This is a genomic window from Paenibacillus aestuarii (assembly GCF_027789125.1).
Classification (GTDB): domain Bacteria; phylum Bacillota; class Bacilli; order Paenibacillales; family NBRC-103111; genus Paenibacillus_E; species Paenibacillus_E aestuarii.
This window is the reverse complement of the sequence record NZ_JAQFVF010000044.1, coordinates 113,052-131,701: the sequence shown is the minus strand read 5'-3', so window position 1 is coordinate 131,701 and position 18,650 is coordinate 113,052. Positions and strand designations below refer to the sequence as shown.

Annotated in this window: 13 protein-coding genes and 1 pseudogene; 9 read left to right on the top strand and 5 right to left on the bottom strand. The window is 42.4% G+C overall.

What is annotated here, in order from left to right:
- Positions 1-130 precede the first annotated feature (130 nt).
- Positions 131-1,582, bottom strand: coding sequence for an IS1182 family transposase (locus O9139_RS19180; RefSeq protein ID WP_270877866.1), 1,452 nt, complete (start codon positions 1,580-1,582; stop codon positions 131-133).
- A 113-nt stretch (positions 1,583-1,695) separates the two neighbouring features.
- Positions 1,696-3,000 (bottom strand): annotated as a pseudogene (locus tag O9139_RS19175) (IS3 family transposase); the annotation flags it as partial.
- Positions 3,001-3,630: 630 nt separating this feature from the next.
- On the opposite strand from O9139_RS19175, the gene O9139_RS19170 reads away from it, so the two are divergent.
- The 4 genes from O9139_RS19170 to O9139_RS19155 all read left to right on the top strand — a co-directional run bounded on the left by O9139_RS19170 (position 3,631) and on the right by O9139_RS19155 (position 9,386).
- The gene (locus O9139_RS19170; RefSeq protein WP_270881075.1) at positions 3,631-4,407 is read left to right on the top strand and encodes a DeoR/GlpR family DNA-binding transcription regulator; all 777 of its coding nucleotides are present in this window, start codon (positions 3,631-3,633) and stop codon (positions 4,405-4,407) included.
- Positions 4,408-4,515: 108 nt separating this feature from the next.
- The gene (locus O9139_RS19165) at positions 4,516-6,234 is read left to right on the top strand and encodes a class I mannose-6-phosphate isomerase (RefSeq protein ID WP_270881074.1); all 1,719 of its coding nucleotides are present in this window, start codon (positions 4,516-4,518) and stop codon (positions 6,232-6,234) included.
- Positions 6,235-6,243: 9 nt separating this feature from the next.
- On the top strand, positions 6,244-7,170 hold the full coding sequence (locus O9139_RS19160; RefSeq protein ID WP_270881073.1) for an ROK family protein: 927 nt from the start codon (positions 6,244-6,246) through the stop codon (positions 7,168-7,170).
- 113 nt (positions 7,171-7,283) lie between these two features.
- Complete coding sequence (locus tag O9139_RS19155) at positions 7,284-9,386, top strand: alpha-galactosidase (RefSeq protein ID WP_270881072.1); 2,103 nt, start codon at positions 7,284-7,286, stop codon at positions 9,384-9,386.
- A 57-nt stretch (positions 9,387-9,443) separates the two neighbouring features.
- Here the strand turns inward: O9139_RS19155 and O9139_RS19150 are convergent, their stop codons facing one another.
- The 3 genes from O9139_RS19150 to O9139_RS19140 are packed head-to-tail and all read right to left on the bottom strand — an operon-like array spanning position 9,444 to position 12,331.
- A complete protein-coding gene (locus tag O9139_RS19150; protein WP_270881071.1) occupies positions 9,444-10,604 on the bottom strand; it encodes an MFS transporter in 1,161 nt (386 codons plus the stop codon).
- 18 nt (positions 10,605-10,622) lie between these two features.
- Positions 10,623-11,297, bottom strand: a complete 675-nt coding sequence (pgmB, locus tag O9139_RS19145) for a beta-phosphoglucomutase (RefSeq protein WP_270881070.1) — start codon at positions 11,295-11,297, stop codon at positions 10,623-10,625.
- Between the two features lie 17 nt (positions 11,298-11,314).
- Positions 11,315-12,331 carry a LacI family DNA-binding transcriptional regulator gene (locus O9139_RS19140; RefSeq protein WP_270881083.1) on the bottom strand — a complete coding sequence of 339 codons (1,017 nt, stop codon included), beginning with the start codon at positions 12,329-12,331 and terminating at the stop codon, positions 11,315-11,317.
- 275 nt (positions 12,332-12,606) lie between these two features.
- Here O9139_RS19140 and O9139_RS19135 point away from each other — a divergent pair, with 275 nt between their 5' ends.
- From O9139_RS19135 to O9139_RS19115, 5 genes are all read left to right on the top strand, one after another.
- A complete protein-coding gene (locus O9139_RS19135) occupies positions 12,607-13,665 on the top strand; it encodes a zinc-dependent alcohol dehydrogenase (protein ID WP_270881069.1) in 1,059 nt (352 codons plus the stop codon).
- 71 nt (positions 13,666-13,736) lie between these two features.
- Positions 13,737-14,414, top strand: coding sequence for an SGNH/GDSL hydrolase family protein (locus tag O9139_RS19130; protein ID WP_270881068.1), 678 nt, complete (start codon positions 13,737-13,739; stop codon positions 14,412-14,414).
- A gap of 48 nt (positions 14,415-14,462) precedes the next feature.
- The gene (locus tag O9139_RS19125) at positions 14,463-15,257 is read left to right on the top strand and encodes a sugar phosphate isomerase/epimerase family protein (RefSeq protein WP_270881067.1); all 795 of its coding nucleotides are present in this window, start codon (positions 14,463-14,465) and stop codon (positions 15,255-15,257) included.
- Between the two features lie 22 nt (positions 15,258-15,279).
- Positions 15,280-16,326: a Gfo/Idh/MocA family protein gene (locus O9139_RS19120; RefSeq protein ID WP_270881066.1), complete on the top strand. Its 1,047-nt coding sequence runs from the start codon at positions 15,280-15,282 to the stop codon at positions 16,324-16,326.
- Positions 16,323-18,545, top strand: coding sequence for a glycoside hydrolase family 65 protein (locus O9139_RS19115; protein ID WP_270881065.1), 2,223 nt, complete (start codon positions 16,323-16,325; stop codon positions 18,543-18,545). The genes O9139_RS19120 and O9139_RS19115 overlap by 4 nt, the downstream gene beginning before the upstream one ends.
- The last annotated feature ends 105 nt before the right edge of the window (positions 18,546-18,650 follow it).

Below are 18,650 nucleotides of genomic sequence, written 5' to 3'. Positions count from 1 at the left end.
GAGGCCACTGAAAAACTTGTGATTTTTACGGAACAACTGAAGAACATAAAATAAAAGACGACCATAATTCCCAGTTTTTGGGTATTGGGGCCGTCTTTTACTGTCTAGGAAAGCCTTTATAGCTGGTTGCTCACTTCATCAGTTTCAATATTCTCTTTAAGTTAACGGTAAATATCGTCATCGCCCCCTGTAACTCCATGCCAACCAGACCCGAAGATGACGCAACGTCATATCCGTGTCTATGTTTTAGTTCACTGTTCTTCGCCTCTATTTTGTAGCGTTCCTTCGCCTTTTCTTTGAAGTACTCACTTTCCTGAAAGGCGATGTGTTCAGTATGCTCGCTAGACTTAATACTCACCGAGTAGGTCTTGCTTTTTGCTCCTTCGGTGTAGCATCCCTCTTTGAACGGGCACCTCTTACACACTTCTATATTGAAGTAGTAGGTATTCTTTTGGTTATCGTTTACTCCCTTTTTCCCTGTCCGTGCCTTCTGAGTCGCCATATGGCCAGCCTTGCACACATACATGCCTGCATCTTTATTAAATTGAAATTCATCTTCTTTCTTACGCGCCCCTTGTGTAATAAGCGGATTTAGTTTTGCAATAAGTTCAATATTATTGGTTTTCGCATAAACGATATTGTCTTTTTCAGAGTAAGCTGTATCTCCGATGACGGACTTGATTTCCATGCCTGTTGCCTTGCTTTTTTCGATGAGTAATTGCAGTTGCTTTCCATCATTCTTTTCACCCGTCGTGACAATGGCAGCTGTTATGATTCGTTCCTCGGTCATGGCAAGATGGGTCTTATAGCCAAAGAACGAAGAGTCCGCGCTTTTGTGACCGACCTTTGCATCCTGATCTTCTGAAATCCGTAATTGTTGCAGGTCATCGGCAACTGTTTCTTTCAAGAAATTCAATGGTTCTTTAATTTTTGGTAATTCGCAAATACCACCTTCAGCTTCAAGAACAGCTATGAGTTTTTGACAATAGTCGATCTCGTCTTCAAGTACATTACTGGTATTCTTAACTGGGAACTTGGCTTTCAGCGACTCATCAGCTTTATAGACCGCTCTTCTTAACTTGCGTGAACGATCCAGCAAGATTTCCCGCGGGGATTTTTGGTTGTAACGGGCTTTGGTATGAGTAGCATCGACAATGATGGCTTTGCTTTTAATAATGCCCTTCTCCAATGCAATTTCAACTGTTTTACCCACGAGCATGTCAAGTAAATTCGAGTCTTTCAGTCGCAGCGTCCGAAACTTGGTTAAGGAACTAGCGTCAATCACTGGATCTTCAGGTGCCATATCAAGAAAATATTTAAACGACATGTCGTACTTCGAACGTTCGACGATGTCGTTGTCGGACAGTTCAAAAATGGCCTTCAATAGCAAGTACTTGAACATTCGGATGGGGTCGATCGCATTTCGGCCGTTGTCTAGACAGTAACGTTCCTTCAGTTCTTCATATACAAAAGAGAAGTCAACTAGTTCGTTGATTTGCCGTAACATATTGTCTTTCGGTACCACCAAGTTATAAAGTTCCAAATAAGGGCTAAAAGTCATAGATTGTTGTTTTTGAATCATTTTTTCACCTACTTGGTTTAATACCTTAATTATACAGAGAAAAGACACACCATCCTCACAAAAACTTGAGCAGGGTGTGTCTTTATCATACGAAGGACTTTTTCAGTGGCCTCGTATTGAACAGGGGTCATCTTTTTTAGATTCCACTGGTACCGGTAGTGATTGTAATATGTCATGTAGTCCTTAATCTCCCGTTTTAACTCATCTAAAGTCAAACAACGTTTCATGGAAGCTTGATCCTTAAAATGACCGAAAAATGATTCTTGAGGCGCATTATCCCAGCAGTTTCCGCGCCTGGACATGGACTGTTGTAATTTCATTTTTTTAACCAGCTTTTGAAAATCCGGATGCGTATAATGAGTCCCTTGGTCAGAATGAATGAACGCACCTTCTGCTTTCTTAAACCTTCTGTCCTTCTTCAGCTTAAGGAGGGTTTTAATCGCAAGATCCATCGTAATTCGGTCTGACACATGATAGGCTACAATTTCATTAGTGGAACTGTCTTTGATGGTGGATAGATAGGCTCTGAGGCCTGAGCCGTACACTAAATAGGTGATGTCCGTCAGTAGTACTTTGCCAGGGATGTTCTGCTTAAACTCCCGGTTCAACAGGTTAGGAACAACTCTATGCTCTTGAGTGGCCTTCATCATCTTTTTATAGGGGTTAGCCTTCCTGAAAGGGCACACAATGCCGTATTTCTTCATAATCCTCCTGATGCGTTTCAGATTGTAGACAACCTTAAATTGCCCCTCCAGTGTCATCTTAATTGAACGGGCACCTTTCTTGCGTCTTTTGAAATGATAAGCTTTTAAGATAATTTCTTTGACCTGCTCATCTTGTTGCTCACGTTTGCTTCTCTTTTGCTTTGCTTCGGAAGACCAGTACTTGTAATATCCGCTTCTGGAAACCGCAGCTGCCTTGCACAAATAGTTGACCATACGGTGGAGTTGATATTTCTCGATGACGATACGGATAAGATTATATGTTTGGCTAGGCGACAATGCTACCTTTTGTTCTGTCCCCTTTCCGCAAACCGAATCTTTTTTAATAGTTCGTTCTCCGCTTTTAACAAGGCATTCTGTGCCTCTAATTTGGCATACTTCTCTTCCAGCGTCAGCTCTCGTTTTAGGGGCCTTCCTGACGACTTACTTCGCGTATCCTGCAAACCTAAGACCGTTCTCCTGGTAGCCTGCACGCCATCTCTTTCCAGAGGATTGAACTCTTTGGATCCCGATGACAGTTACATCAAATCCACATTCCTCAAATATTTCTCTAAGCGGCTTTCCCTTGTTATTTTCTGTGATAAACAATTGCTTAAACGCATCTGTATACGTAATGGCCTTATTAGAAACAGACCTCACATAAGGATTTTTAGATAACTGTTTGACCTCAGTATCTGTGAATGTTTTCTTGCTCATTACAAATTCCCTCGTTCCCATCTATCTTGTATAAATAAAAGTACCCTACCGAGAAACTTTTTTAAAGTGTCTTCTCGATAGGGTACAGTTTATATTGGGAACGGGCTTTTTTATATTACATTGCGATTTGGGGTTATCAGCGCCACATCATGGGATGAATATGGCTGGGCAGCAGCTTGGAACGGAGTTGAGCAAAGGTGCTACTTGGGTACATGCAGCTGCTTATCATTGAATAGGACAATGCGAGCATTAAAGCTGCTAGTATACGTTTGTGATGAGTGCGAAGCAATTTAGGAATATATAGGATAGTAGTTAATGCTTTTACAGATCTGACTTTTTTCTAGAAAGTAAAGGAATTAATTATAGAGATGCAATAATAAAGGAGTTAGGCTACGACTGGTATAAGTAGACTAACAAGTAACTATAGTATAATAATTAGCTACAACGCGGCTGCCGGTAATGAATCGGTGGCCGCTTTGTGCTAAACGGGCAGCATTCCTATTATGAAGAAATACGAGGTTTGAGAAATAAAATGCCCCGAAACATAAACAACACCCTTCCGGCTTTCTACTATCGTGAATATTTATGATCATTTGTGTTATAATGAGAGAAAATGCAGGGGGTGTAATCATGTTGCCGTTACAAAGGAAAAAAGCGCTATTAGCTTTCATATCCGAACATGGTGCTGCCACGATGAAAGAGCTAAGCAATCATTTTGGCGTATCGGAGATGACCATTCGTCGTGATTTAAATGTGCTTGAGAAGGAAAAGCACGTTCTGCGTTCACATGGGGGAGTCATATTTCGAGATTATTTTGGGGGGGGAGAAGAACCGGATTTGGCTTCTAAGCAGGCCAGTAATCAAGATGTGAAAGATCACTTGGCTGCGTATGCCGCGGAACGATTTGTGCGAGATGGGGACGTTCTAATTCTGGAGAACGGAACGACAGTTTCCAGGATGGTACAACATCTAGGGGGCTACGACCAGTTGACGCTTCTTACCAACGGAATGGAAACGTTAAACCGTTTTCGTCCGTTGGTATCGGAGCGAAATTCAATTATTTGCTGCGGGGGGATGTTAAGGGATGTATCCGGAACTTTTGTCGGACCTGTCGCCGAAGAGTTTTTCGGGCGCTATCATGCGGATACCTTATTTCTATCAGCTTTAGGGTATGTCGTCAAAGAAGGGTTCACTGACCCCAATCTACTTGATACACAAGTAAAGAAAGCGATGATCCGTTCCGCAAAGAAGGTGGTCATGCTCCTTGATTCCTCTAAGATGGGAAAACGATTTTTCTCAACGGTGGCACAATTGACCGATATTGATGTTTTCATCACAGATCAGGGCATAAGGGCTGAGGATAAGACGTTTATCGAAGATAGTGGCATTGAGGTGCATATCATTTAGAAAATTTTTATTTTGTTAGTTAGTGTTAAATTGTGTTATATTGTGATAAATAATAGGGGGGAGCAGTGGGACGACATGAAATCTAACTATAACAAGGAACCAGCTATCATGATTTGGAAATGGGAGCATGAATCCTGGTCCGGCTACGAGGCTATCGGGGAAACAATAACGGCTGCAATTACGGAAAAAAGGATGAAAAAGGCGATCGTCGTTGTGGAATGCTACCCTGGCGTTAGACAGGATGAAATTCTCGAAGGATTGGCAGTTTCCTTAAGTCCAGCAATGGTCATTAGAGCTGAAGAAGCAGCATTGGAGCCGGCCGAGGTAGATGCTAAAGTTGCGCGCTATATGACAGATGATCGCGTGTTCGGTTATCTGGCGCCATTCCAAATCGATGAGTTTTATAACGCGGACAAAGTGGAAGACCTCCGTTCTCAATTGGCAGCGTTGGACGAAGGTATTATTGTGGTGATTGGTTTTGGAGCCACACTTATTACAAAAGGTGACATTCTAATCTATGCAGACTTAGCGCGTTGGGAAATTCAACTTCGCTACCGCGCGAAGGAGATTGGGAACTGGCGTGCAGTTCATAGAGAAGAGGATACGCTTCGGCTCTACAAGCGTGGTTACTTTTTCGAATGGCGTATGGCGGATCGACAGAAGAGATCTTTGTTCAATCAGATGGATTATTATCTGGATACGAATGTCAGGAACGAACCTAAGCTGTTATCCAAACAAGCCTTGTTCGCAGGGCTTTCTCAGGCAGCAAGCCAACCGTTCCGGCTTGTCCCCTATTTCGATCCAGGCGTATGGGGGGGAACATGGCTGGAGGCTAACATCGATTTGCCTCCCAAACAAAATCCGTATGCATGGGGTTTCGACGGAGTGCCGGAAGAAAACAGTCTGTATTTCCAATACGGATCTTTGCGCGTAGAAGTACCTGCCATCAATCTCGTCTTCTTCGAATCAATTAAACTTTTGGGTGAACGTGTCTATGCACGCTTTGGCGCGGAGTTCCCAATTCGGTTCGACTTCCTTGATACAATTGGCGGACAGAACTTGAGCTTGCAGGTTCATCCGACGGCCGACTATATCCGTGAGCAGTTCGGTATGCCTTATACACAGGACGAAAGCTATTATATACTTGATGCCGCACCAGGGGCAGAAGTATATTTAGGACTGAAAGACAACATTGATCCCGCAGCTATGTTATCGGATTTGCGAAACGCACAAACAGGTGAAAGTACTTTTCCAGCCAAGGATTACGTGAACGTCTATCCTGCAGCCAAACACGATCATTTTCTCATCCCAGCAGGGACGGTTCATTGCTCTGGCTCGGGATGTATGGTACTAGAGATTAGCGCTACGCCGTATATTTTTACATTTAAACTATGGGACTGGGATCGGTTAGGTCTGGATGGGCGTCCTAGACCCGTTCATGTCGACCATGGAGCTAACGTCATTCAGTGGAATAGGACGACTGAATGGACGACATCAGAATGTGTAGGACGTATTCAAACTGTGGCGGAAGGCGAAGGATGGATTGAAGAGCGAACAGGCCTTCATGAACTCGAATTTATCGAGACACGTCGGTATTGGTTCTCAGTTCCCGTCGTCCACAAATCGAATGGAAGTGTTCATATGTTGAATCTCATTGAAGGCGATGAGGCGACCGTAGAATCTCTGGATGGCTCGTTCGAACCCTTTGTTGTTCGATTTGCGGAAACATTCATTGTCCCAGCTTCTATTTCCTCTTACACAATAAAGCCTAGTGGAAGTAGTGAAGGAAAAACCATAGGTTTGATTAAAGCTTATGTCAGAGCTTAGGGGGCTAAAATGAATCCAACCATTGTTCTCGCCTTCGATGTCGGAGGAACGCAAATTAAGGCTGCAGCTGTATGTGAAGGAACGATTATAGGTCCGACAGTTGCACAATATGAATCCCGATCTGATTTAAGCGCAAATGGGGTCGTGAATCATTTCGTGAGCATCATCCAGGATATGATTTCCAAAATAGATCAAGATCATCCGATAATTTGCGGACTCGGCATAGCGTTTCCTGGTCCTTTCGATTACAAGAACGGGATAAGCTTTATTAAGGGCTTAGGTAAGTTTGATGCCTTATACGGGCTACCTGTAGGAAAGCTCTTAGAAGAAGCACTCCGTGCAAATTCTTGCTTAAAAGATAGACTTGCTCCCAGGTTTCGAATCGCTTTCGAGAATGATGCTGCATTGTTTGGCCTTGGCGAAGCTGTCTACGGGGAAGGCCAGGCAGCAGATCGGGTTGTATGCCTTACAATAGGTACGGGGCTCGGCTCCTGTTTCCTCGAACATGGCTGCTTGGTTCAACAAAGGGCAGACGTTCCAGAAAACGGTTGGTTGTATAAGGAGCCCTATCGAAATGGTATCGCGGATGATTATATTTCCAAAAAAGGGGTCCTTCAATTGGCTTTGGAATTAGGGATCGATGTAAGTAGCAGTGATGTTCGTGATTTGGCGAAATCTGCTATCGCAGGTGAGCCAAGCTTAAGACAGCTATTCGAGCTATTTGGTCAGCGAATGGCCTCCATTCTGTATCCAGCGTTATCCGCTTTTAGTCCTAGCAGGATTGTGCTAGGTGGTCAAATTTCCAAGAGCGGTGTTTTGTTTGTACCTGCTTTTCAAAATGAATTGGCTTTGCAGGGTCTGCAGACACAAGTTGTCATCAGTCAAAATACCCTTACAAGCACGTTTAAAGGGATTTATGATTACGTTAGAGGATAGCTTTACTAGTAAAAGATCTGTTGGCGATATTATTAAATATAACAATCGTTCAACCAACGCCAGAGTCTCTCGGTTGTGGAAGATAAATAAACGCTTACGAAGAGGTAGCACAGATGTCCATTCAATATCATGAAAATCAAAAAATGTGGATATTAAAAACAAACAAATCGGAATATGGAATGGGTATCGACAGCAAGGGGAGCATTGTCAATTTATATTGGGGCGGCTCCCAGCTAACATCTGACGATTATTTGGATGTAAATAGGGATTATGAGCATCCAGGTGCAGGCGCGATGAGTCCATATAAAGATGAAATTATGCCTTGGGGTGGTTATCGATTTGCCGAGCCTGGCATTAAGGTCACTTTTTCAGATCATATTCGAGATGTGAAGCTGGTTTATCATCATTTTGAAATAAAGTCTGACAATGAGTTGATTATTTATTTAAAAGATGAGTTAAAGCCGCTTAACGTAAAGTTGCATTACCGTGTTATTCCGGAATTTGATTTAATTGAACGTCATGTTGATTTGGTGAATGAAGGTACGGATCCGATGTCCGTGGAGCAATTAATGGGAGCCATTTGGCATTTTCCTATTCAACCGGATTACCATCTGACCTACCTAACAGGCCTATCAAGAGGGGAAAACAAAATTCGTCGTGAGTTAATAAACGAAGGGAAGAAAGTGCTTGAAAGCCGTCAAGGCAGAACAAGCCATCATGCTAACCCTTGGTTTGCAATTGATTTTGGCGATGCGAAAGAAGAACAAGGCGATGTGTATTTTGGTGCAATTGCCTTTAGCGGAAACTGGAAAATTGTTGTGGAAAGAACGAACTATCAAACCTTGCAAGTGGCAGCAGGGCTGAATGATTTTGATTTTACATGGCATCTGAAACCAGGTGAGACCTTCTCTTCGCCAACATGTATTGCTGGATTTACGCAGCAAGGATTCGGCGAAGCTAGCCGTAAATTGCACAGTTATCAATTGAAATATATTTTAAGAAATGCAAATGAGCTTAGACCTGTGGTTTACAATTCTTGGTATCCAACGGAGTTTGCGATTAATGAAGACAACCAAAAAGGTTTGGCCATTCAAGCTGCTGGATTAGGAGCGGAATATTTTGTCGTTGACGATGGTTGGTTTGGAGATCGGTTTGATGATCATGCAGGTCTAGGTGATTGGTACCCAAGTGAGAAAAAGTTTCCGAATGGATTAAATCCGCTCATTGATCATGTCAAATCACTAGGGATGAAATTCGGTATATGGATAGAGCCAGAAATGGTTAATCCCAATAGTCATCTTTACCGGAAACATCCGGAATGGGTGTATCACTTCCCAGGCCGAAAGAGTACGGAACTTAGAAATCAACTTGTATTGAATTTCTGCCGTGAGGACGTTCGGGAATATATCTATGGCTGTTTGGATGAACTATTATCGAATCATGATATTGCTTATATAAAGTGGGATATGAACCGCTCGTTCAGTGAGCCTGGTTGGCCAGATGCGCCAAGTGAGCATCATAAAGAAATTTGGGTCAGACATACGTATGGCGTTTACGATCTATTAGAAAGGCTTCAGAAAAAGCATCCTCGAGTCATGATCGAATCCTGCTCTGCTGGAGGAGCGAGAATGGATATGGGGATCATGAAATATGCTTATCAATTGTGGCCAAGTGACAATACGGATCCATTTGATAGGCTGTTCATTCAAGAAGGGAACTCACTTGCCTATACGCCCAAAGCGATGATGGCATGGGTTACTGCTTCTCCAGATGACAATAATTTGAGAGTAACTTCTTTGAAATACCGTTTTCATAGCGCCATGATGTGTCCACTAGGCTTCAGTTTAATTTTTGATGATTTTAGTCAGAAAGAATTAGAAGAAATCAAGTTCTACATTGCGCAATACAAGGAAATACGTGAAACAACGCAAAACGGTAAATTTTATCGTCTTATTTCACCACGAAGCCAATATGGCGCGGCATTCCAATTTGTAAACGCTGAATGCTCACAAACGGTCTTATTTGTCTTTAGACACGCGCCGCAATTCAGACATCCGTCGTTTTCAATCAGACTAAGAGGCCTGGACCCGCAGGGAATTTACGTATGTAAGCAGTTCAATCTTGAGCGCAGCGGGGCATCTCTTATGAATCGCGGTGTGAATATTCCGCTATGGGGCGATTATTCAAGTGAGCTTATTGTCTTTGATCGAATATAGGAAATGAAAGAGAGGGTATTCCCGGTCAAAAAGTGACTTGGAATTCCCTCCATTTGTTTAGATGCCTCGATATTTGGGATTTTTCCAAAAGACAAGATAGTAAGTGATCGCACAAGCTGCACAAGTAAAAGTGAACAACGCTAATATCGTAAATGTATCAGAGCGCTTTAATACAAAACCAAATACTTGGGATAGAATCGCTGACATAACAGCTACACATACCGAAGATATCGTAAGCATCTTGCTGATGGCATCATTGCCAAACCTCTTCTTAACGATCGTGAGGAAGCCCATATAAGTAAAGGCGAAGCAAATGCCATGAAATAAAAACGTTACAGAAAAAGTCCAAGGTGAGTGAGAGAAAGTTGCAAGACTCCATCGAACTACACTAGCGATCAAACCAATAAGAATTGTCTTTTTGGGTCCGATTTTTTCTATGACCGTTTGAATAAACATGAAAGCACTGATTTCTGAAATTCCAGCACTAAAAAGCAGTGACAGCCCAGAAAAAAAAATGGCTGATTCTAAAGTTGTACCCAAACTATCTCTAAAATGCAAATTCATGATTAGGTTGAAGCAATACGGAATAATTAATGGGATTTGGATTAAAACGAGTAAAAGGATCGTGCTGGCATCAATTCGAACACGCGTCTTTCCACGTTTTTTAATCCCTGCCGTTTTTAGAGGTCTAAAAAATGAAAGTAAAACGAAAATCATATTCATCAATAACGCAAAGAAAATAACCGAGTTGATCGTTTTCATTAGGCCTATAATGGCCGCCGCGACTAACCCGCTTATAGCGAATCCTAACGAACCGAACATCCGAATGCGTCCGAAATTCTGATGTTCCTCGGAAGTCCATTTCATCAGTTGTGCCTCGTTGGCAAGGTCCAAACAGGAAGCAACAAAAAAATAAAGGAAAACGGCTGAAACAAGCATTGTATTATGTATGTTAAAACACATTAAAGAGATGGCAGCCACTCGGATTAAAATGCCTGATCGAATGATCAGGTATCCTTTATCCGATTCATGAATTATTTTTCCCCAAAATAAAGTGAAAATGACGGATGAAATTTGGACGATGCTGTACACAGCTATTATTTTTGAAGTGGCTACCCCTCGTGCGAATAAAAAAGGTTCAAGCTGAAAACTAAAAATACCTGCCGAAAGAGTCAGTACAAGTAATTGAATTCGATATGTGACTAATTTGGAATTCATGCCCTTAATCCTTTGCCCTTAATCCTTTTTCGCGTATTCATTTAAAAAAGTTTCCAGATTTAGTTCCTTTGTGGATTGAAGAATCATTCTTGCATGTCCTAGCACAGAACGATCGCCGATGCCAACTGCAAACATTTCAGCATCATTGATGGCGCAAACACCTGCAGCTGCATCTTCCACGCCGATACAGTTGGCTGGCGCTGCGTCAACAGCTTTTGCCGCTTTTAGGAAGACCTCGGGGTCTGGTTTAGAGCGAACAACAGTGGCAGCATCCACAATGTGATCGAAGTACGTCATTAAACCTAGCTTTTCAGTAACAAATAACGCGTTCTTTGACGAGGAAGCCATAGCGATTTTAATACCAGCCTCTTTAATTTGTTTTAAGAAGTTTTCAACTCCCGGCAAAACATCTTTTTCAGTGATGGTCTGAATAAGCTGTACATAATGATCGTTTTTCTTTGATGCTAAGGCTTCTTTTTGTACAGGGGTAAAATCGTTTTGGCGCCCGCCATGTTCTAAAATGCGCTCAAGCGAATCCATTCGGCTGACTCCCTTGAGTGTTTCGTTAAATTCACGATCGAAAGGAATACCTATCTCTTCCCCGAGTTTCTTCCATGCCAAGTAATGATACTCAGCCGTATCCGTAATAACGCCATCCAGGTCAAAAATAATTGCGTCAATATGTGTCGTCATGATGTCAATCCTTTCTTTTACAATAATTTCACGGATTTTCGTTCATCTAATTGAGCTGGAACAATCGTCAAATTATCCGTATCGGTTTGTCCTTTAATTCGTTTGAAAAGCAATTCAGTTGCAATTTTCCCCAAAGCAGATACGGGAAGTTCGATGCCGGTCATGGGTGGTGTAAGAAGCTGTGGTGTGATTCCGTTAGACAAGCCAACAATAGAAATTTGATCGGGGATCGAAATTCCTAGTAGTGAAGCGGCATGATAGAAGCTCATAATCTTCAGCTCATCCACAGTGAAAACGGCGGTGGGTAAACGATCAGACTTAAGCAGAAGAATGGCTTTTTCGTGCGCATCTTCAAAAGAGTACCCACAATCAATAATTCGATCCTCGCGTACAGGAATGCCATGATCGATTAAACATTGCGTATATCCATCAACGCGATCGATTGCCGCATTATAATTTAACGGAGCATGTAAACAAGCTATATCTCTATGTCCCTTATCAATAAGAAACTTTACAAGCCGGTAGCTGTTGGCAAAGTTATTCGTATCAACTGAAAAGATGTTGTTAAAGCTTCCTTTCAGTTTACCAATGACTGCAATTGGAATATTGTGCTTATCAAGTTCGTCGAAATAGTCCTCATTCACAGGGGAACTAAGCATAATAATGCCACGGACCATCTTGTCGCGGATTTTCGACAGGCACTTCTGCATGACTTCCTTCGTATTTCGAGATGTCTGAAGAATGACATCAAAGTCTTCATTTTCCGCATACGAAGCAATGGATTGAATAACCTCAGAAAAAAATGGATTACCTGCGGTTGTGTTAGATGGCCGTGAAATTACGAGTATGGCATCGAATCCTGAGTTCGTTAATGCACGAGCGAGTTTATTGGGTTCATACTTCAATTCTTCAATCGCCTTTAAGACGCGTTTGCGGCTTTCATCGGAAATATTTGTTTTCCCGGTCAGAACACGAGAGACTGTTGATTTGGAAACTTCAGCATATCTAGCAATATCATAAATTGTTGGATTGATAGGATTCATTGTAATTCACCTCATACGGATAAAGTTTTTTCTCCCGATTTCCGAGCATAGTAAGAATTTTAAATTTATGTTGACGATTAACGTTATGCTATTATACAGTAAACGGGAAATAGTTCATATATTTTTTTACTCTTTTATGGGATCGGTACCACGCATAGTGTATCAGCATCTAAGCGAGGAGTAAAGCCCCCTGATTAAATTGCTTGAATTCGGGAATATTCGATAATGGACTTGCAAAAATTTTATAAAAGGATGGTATAAAAACAATGAAAAAGCTTGTTGCAGTTAAGCCCCGCATTGCCGAATTGCTAGATTATGAAGACCGCGCAGTAGCAAGTAACGAAGTGAAAATCACAGTCCAATATGCTTCACCGAAGCATGGAACGGAGGTCATTGATTTTCGTGGGGTGAGCCCATTCATCGATGAAGAATTCAATGAAGAATGGAAAATGTTTATGCCGCGTCCAGAAGGACAGAAGAAAGGCATTGTTTTTGGTGAGTTCCAATTAGGAAACCAGGTTGTAGGAACGATAAGTGAAGTGGGTTCAGATGTAACTGAATATCAAGTCGGAGATGTCGTTTCCACTTATGGACCTATTATGGAAACGGTCATTGTAAACGGAGTAAATAATTACAAACTTCGCAAGATGCCAAAGGGATCATCCTGGAAAAACGCCGTATGTTACGATCCTGCGCAATTTGCAATGAGCGGTGTGCGCGATGCCAACGTACGTGCTGGGGATTACGTTGTTGTTATTGGTTTAGGTGCAATTGGTCAAATTGCTATTCAATTAGCGAAAAAAGCGGGCGCTAGCATCGTTATTGGTGTGGACCCCATTGAACACCGTTGTGAAATCGCTAAGAGGCACGGTGCGGACTATACGTTTAACCCAATTGGATGCGACTTGGGATATGAAATCAAGAAGTTAACCAATAAAATGGGCGTTGATTCCATCATCGAAACAAGCGGCAGTTCCAGCGCATTACAAGCTGCCTTAAGAGGAATCGCGTATGGAGGCATAATTTCTTACGTAGCGTTTACGAAGCCATTCCCAGAGGGTTTCAATTTGGGGCGAGAAGCACACTTTAATAATGCGAAGATTGTTTTCTCTCGCGCATCCAGTGAGCCAAACCCAGATTACCCGCGTTGGAATCGTAAAAGAATCGAAGAGACTTGTTGGGAGCTATTGATGAACGGTTATCTGAACTGTGAAGATATCATTGAGCCCGTTGTTCCATTTGAAGAGTGTGCAGAAGCATACATGAATTTCGTAGATCAAAATCCTGAATTAAGTATAAAAATGGGAATTGAATATAAAAAATAAGTGCAAGTTGGTAGGGCAGAAACGATTGTCTTATGCCTTACAACACACATCGTCCTGCAAGGAGGATAGTAATGAAACGCAAATATAAAATTGCATGCCTCGGAGATTCAATGACCGCATTCTGGGGGGCGGAGATGCCCGAGCTTAGGGATTCGTTAGCAAAGGAATTTCCGGAGCAGCCTTTTGAATTGTTGAATTACGGTGTAAGCGGCACTCGGGCGGAGTATGGCATCTATCGTATCACCCACGATTTCCCGAATCCGTTTGGAGCTGGCGTGCAAAAGTGTCTGTCATCCGTAAGTCCTGATCTGGTCGTGGTGGAGTCGTTTGCGTACAACCATCGACTGGACGGAAAGCATCGAATCGACAATTATTACAACGTCTTGCGCCGGTTGTTTGAAGTCTTGCGGGCAACGACCCCTGCCGAGGTGGTATTTCTTGTCACCATTCCTCCAGACAAGGACAATTTCTTGGATCATGTTCCAACGTACCGTGACGTAGCGATAGAAGTAAGACAGGAATGGGCCGAATGCAGTGAGATGTACCTAAAAGCAGCAGTTCAATTTGCTCAAGATGAACAGGTGTCTTGTATCAATGTATTTGATCGAGTTCGGGAGAAGGTGGGGGCGGGGGTTCCGATCAGCTGGTTTATTGATCAAAACGACCATATTCATCCAAGCCGCTATGCTTACGAGCTTATTGCAGAAGAAATTGTAGGGGCAGTACGACGACTGGAACTCATCAAATAATCTAACTACAACCACCATGCACGAGCGATGGGAAAGGAATGGTATACGATGAAAATTGGAACTCAGAATCAACCTTTTTTTCCCGAAAACATAAAAGAAAAGTTTGTTTTCTTAAAAGAGGCAGGATTCGATGGCTTTGAAATCGACGGGAAATTCCTTCTGGACCATCTTGTAGAAGTAAAGTCTGCTATCAATGAAACGGGTCTTGAAGTTGCTACGGCATGCGGCGGCTATGGCGGCTGGATTGGCGACTTTATTGAAGAGCGCCGACTAAAGGGACTGGCGGATATTGAAAACATTTTAAAAGCGCTAAAAGAAATTGGCGGCAAGGGAATTGTTGTGCCTGCTGCGTGGGGCATGTTTACCTTCCGGCTTCCGCCTATGACTTCACCGAGAAGCTTAGAAGGTGATCGGAAAGTGGTAACGGAGTCTTTGAGATTCTTGGATAAAGTTGCTGGAGAAACAGGCACAGTTATTTATTTAGAGCCGTTAAATCGTTACCAAGACCATATGATTAATACGCTGGCAGACGCCCGTAAGTACATTGAAGATAACAATTTCAAACATGTGCAGATTATCGCAGACTTCTATCACATGAATATTGAAGAAGATGAGATCAGTGCAGCTCTTCACAAAAACAAAGACTTGGTTAAGCATGTTCACATTGCAGACAATCATCGCTTTCAGCCAGGAAGCGGCTCAATAGATTTTAAGAAGCACTTTGACCAATTGAAAAAAGATGGTTACACAGGCTACTTAACTTTTGAACACCGGGTTCGTGGAGAGAACTTACGCGAACAATTCCTTCATGGTCTGCAACATATTAAACGTTGTTTGAACTAAAAGATACTGAGGGTGAACTGTGGTGAAAAAGAAAGTCGCGTTGATCGGCAATGGTCAGATCGCTGAGAAAGTTCACATCGCATACTACAAAAAAAGAGAAGAAATTGAGATTGTTGCTGTCGTAGGTGCTACTGAAGAAAATGTAAAGCAATTTGCTGAACGCAACAGCATTCCAAACTATTATACAAACGCAGAAGAAATGTATACCAGCGAAAAACCAGATATGGTTAGTGTGTGTACACCGAATCGATTTCACTTTGAGAACGTCATGCAAGCACTGGAACATAACTGCAATGTATTGTGTGAGAAGCCGCCTGCAATTAAGGCGGAAGACGCGAAAAAAATGCTCGAATTAGCTAAACAAAAGGGAAAGATCCTTGCCTACGATTTCCACCATCGTTTCGCTGACGATGTGACAGTGCTCAAAGAAAAGATTGACCAAGGCATACTTGGGGATATTTACTTTGTAAAAGTGTCAGCGCTTCGAAGAAATGCGATCCCAGGTTGGGGTACATTTATTGATAAAGAAGCGCAAGGTGGAGGACCTCTGATCGATCTCGGTATCCACATGCTGGATGCTGCCATGTATGTGCTAGGATACCCAAATGTAAAGAAAGTGACCGCGAAAATGTTCCAAAAGATTGGAACCAAGAAAAGCAAAGGAGCTTTCGGTTTATGGGATCCTCAGAAATTTACAGTAGAAGACTCGCTTTTTTCGTATATTGAATTAGAAAACGGTGGACTGATACACCTTGAAACCTCCTTTGCCCTAAACTTGAAGCTGGATGTCAAAGAGAAAACCATCATGAATGTTGAACTTTGTGGTGATGAGGCAGGAGCAACGATGTTCCCGGCTGAAGTCTACAAAGATGATCAAGGAGAGCTAATCTCCTTGTTTAAACGCGAGGCGGCGGATGAAGACCGTCATATGAAGAGTATGCAAGCCTTTGTCAATCGTTGTTTAGGTGGAAATGACAGGCTAGCAGATGGCGAGGAAGGATATGCCATTCAAAAACTTGTTGAAGCCATTTATCAGTCAGCTGAGAAGAATGAGAGTGTTACATTATGAACAAAGTAAATCCATTAATAGAAAATCAATTCGACTTACAGGCGGTCAATACTTATGCCGCGTTGATGACACAAGGAAATGGCTATCTAGGTGTGCGAGGCAGCTTTGATGAAAATTATACAGAGCAAACTCGGGGAATGTTTGTTGCGGGCATTTACAACAAATTCTCCAGCAATGACGTGACTGAAATCGTAAACTTGCCCGACCTAGTAGGAATGAAAATTGAAATCGATGGAGAAATTTTCACTCTGCAAGCTGGAGAAGTTGTTGGGTACGAACGCCAACTTGATATATTCACAGGCGAGTTAGTTAGAAAGCTGGTCTGGAAAAATAGAACCGGTCATCGTTTCCAGTTTCATTTCCAGCGATTTGTCTCGAAAGCAGATTTGCACACGATTGCGTCGAAAGTGTCAATCACGGCGCTCGATACCCCCGCATCCCTTGCGTTAAAAACAGGCATTGATGCACAGCAATCTAACTTTGGTAAGCAGCACTTAATTGAAGAGAACGTACGTGTAATGGAAAAGAGAATCATGCATGCGACCTATCGGACCTCTGAAAGCAATCTCCAAGTGGCGTTGGCAACATTTTGCAAAGTAACACAGGACTCAGTACCCGTGTTCGTTTCCAAAAATCGCCAACTGACCGCGACCTATTCACAACATCTGGAAGTGAATCAGCCTTTTGTACTTGAAAAAATAAGTGCCGTGTACACGTCCAATGATGTCGGTGTAGACGAAGCGGATGCAGCAAGTATCCAATCCGTTGAACGGAACGGTTCAGCAGGTTACGATCAATTACTCAACCAATCCGCGGCTAAATGGAAGATGTTTTGGGATAATAAGCGAGTAAAAATTTCTTCCAGTTATGAAATGGATCAACTAGCCCTTGATTTCTCCATCTATCACATGGAAATTATGACGCCTGCACATGATGAGCGATTAAGTATTGGTGCCAAAGGGTTAACTGGCGAAGGTTATAAGGGACATGTTTTCTGGGACACGGAACTATTTATTGCCCCATTTCACTTACACACGGTGCCTGAAGTAGCGAAAAAACTACTGACGTACCGCTATCTTCACATTGAAGAGGCAAAATATAAATCCGCCAAAAATGGTTACGAAGGCACTCTATTCCCTTGGGAAAGCGCTCTTACAGGGCATGAAGAAACTCCAGAATATGCAGCAATCAATATTTCTACAGGGAAACGACAAAAAGTAGCTTCTGCTGATGCAGAGCACCATATTGTCGCAGATATCGCGTTTGCCGTTGTTCAATATTACTACAGCACCCTAGATGAAGCGTTTATGCAAAATGAAGGGATTGTCTTACTGAAAGAAACCGCGTTGTTTTGGATCAGCCGTGCTGCCAATGAAGGAGGCCGTTTATCCATCAAAGACGTTATTGGCCCTGACGAATATACAGAGCATATTGACAATAATGCTTATACGAATTACATGGCGGCATTTAACGTTCAACAGGCCGTTTTTTTCCTGGACAAGTATAATCAAAAGGATTTGACATTTGATCAACGTGCAAAGGTATTTCTCCAAAACTTGTATATGCCTAGGCCAAATGAGGAGGGCATCCTTCCGCAAGATGATACCTTCTTAACCAAACCAGAAATTGATTTGACAAAATATAAGATGAAGCAAGGCAGCCAAGTTATCTTGTTGGACTACTCACGTGCTGAAATCAATGAGATGCAAATTTTAAAGCAAGCGGATGTCGTTATGCTTTTGTACTTGATGCCAAATTTGTTCCCGGCCGAAATTGTTAAGAAAAACTTGCAGTACTATGAAGAACATACGATTCACGACTCATCACTCAGTAAGGCTATACACGCCATAGTAGCTGCAAGGTGCGGGGAGCAGGACAACGCGTACCGATTCTTCCAAGAAGCGTGCTTGATCGACTTAGGATCCAATCCAAAATCTTCAGATGAAGGCATTCATGCTGCTTCGCTTGGTGCCAATTGGTTAACTGCGATCTTTGGATTTGCGAACATAACAATGGAACAAAACCAGTTGGCTATTTCACCAAAAATGCCGAGAAACTGGTCGGAGCTTACATTTCCATTTGAATGGCAGGGATCAACTTTAGTCTTTACAATATCACAAACGGAGCTAAAAGTTGCTAGAAAAGCAGGTCCAGAAGTTTCCTTGAGGGTTAATAAGAAAATTTACAAGGTTCTAAATCAAATTCAAGTAACTCTATAGATTTGGTGAATGCGTGTGAGGGGCTCTGAGTTCATAACCCCATATGCGTTAAGGGTACAGAGCTCGTGAAAAGTAAATTGACACTATGAAATCGATGGGTTATAT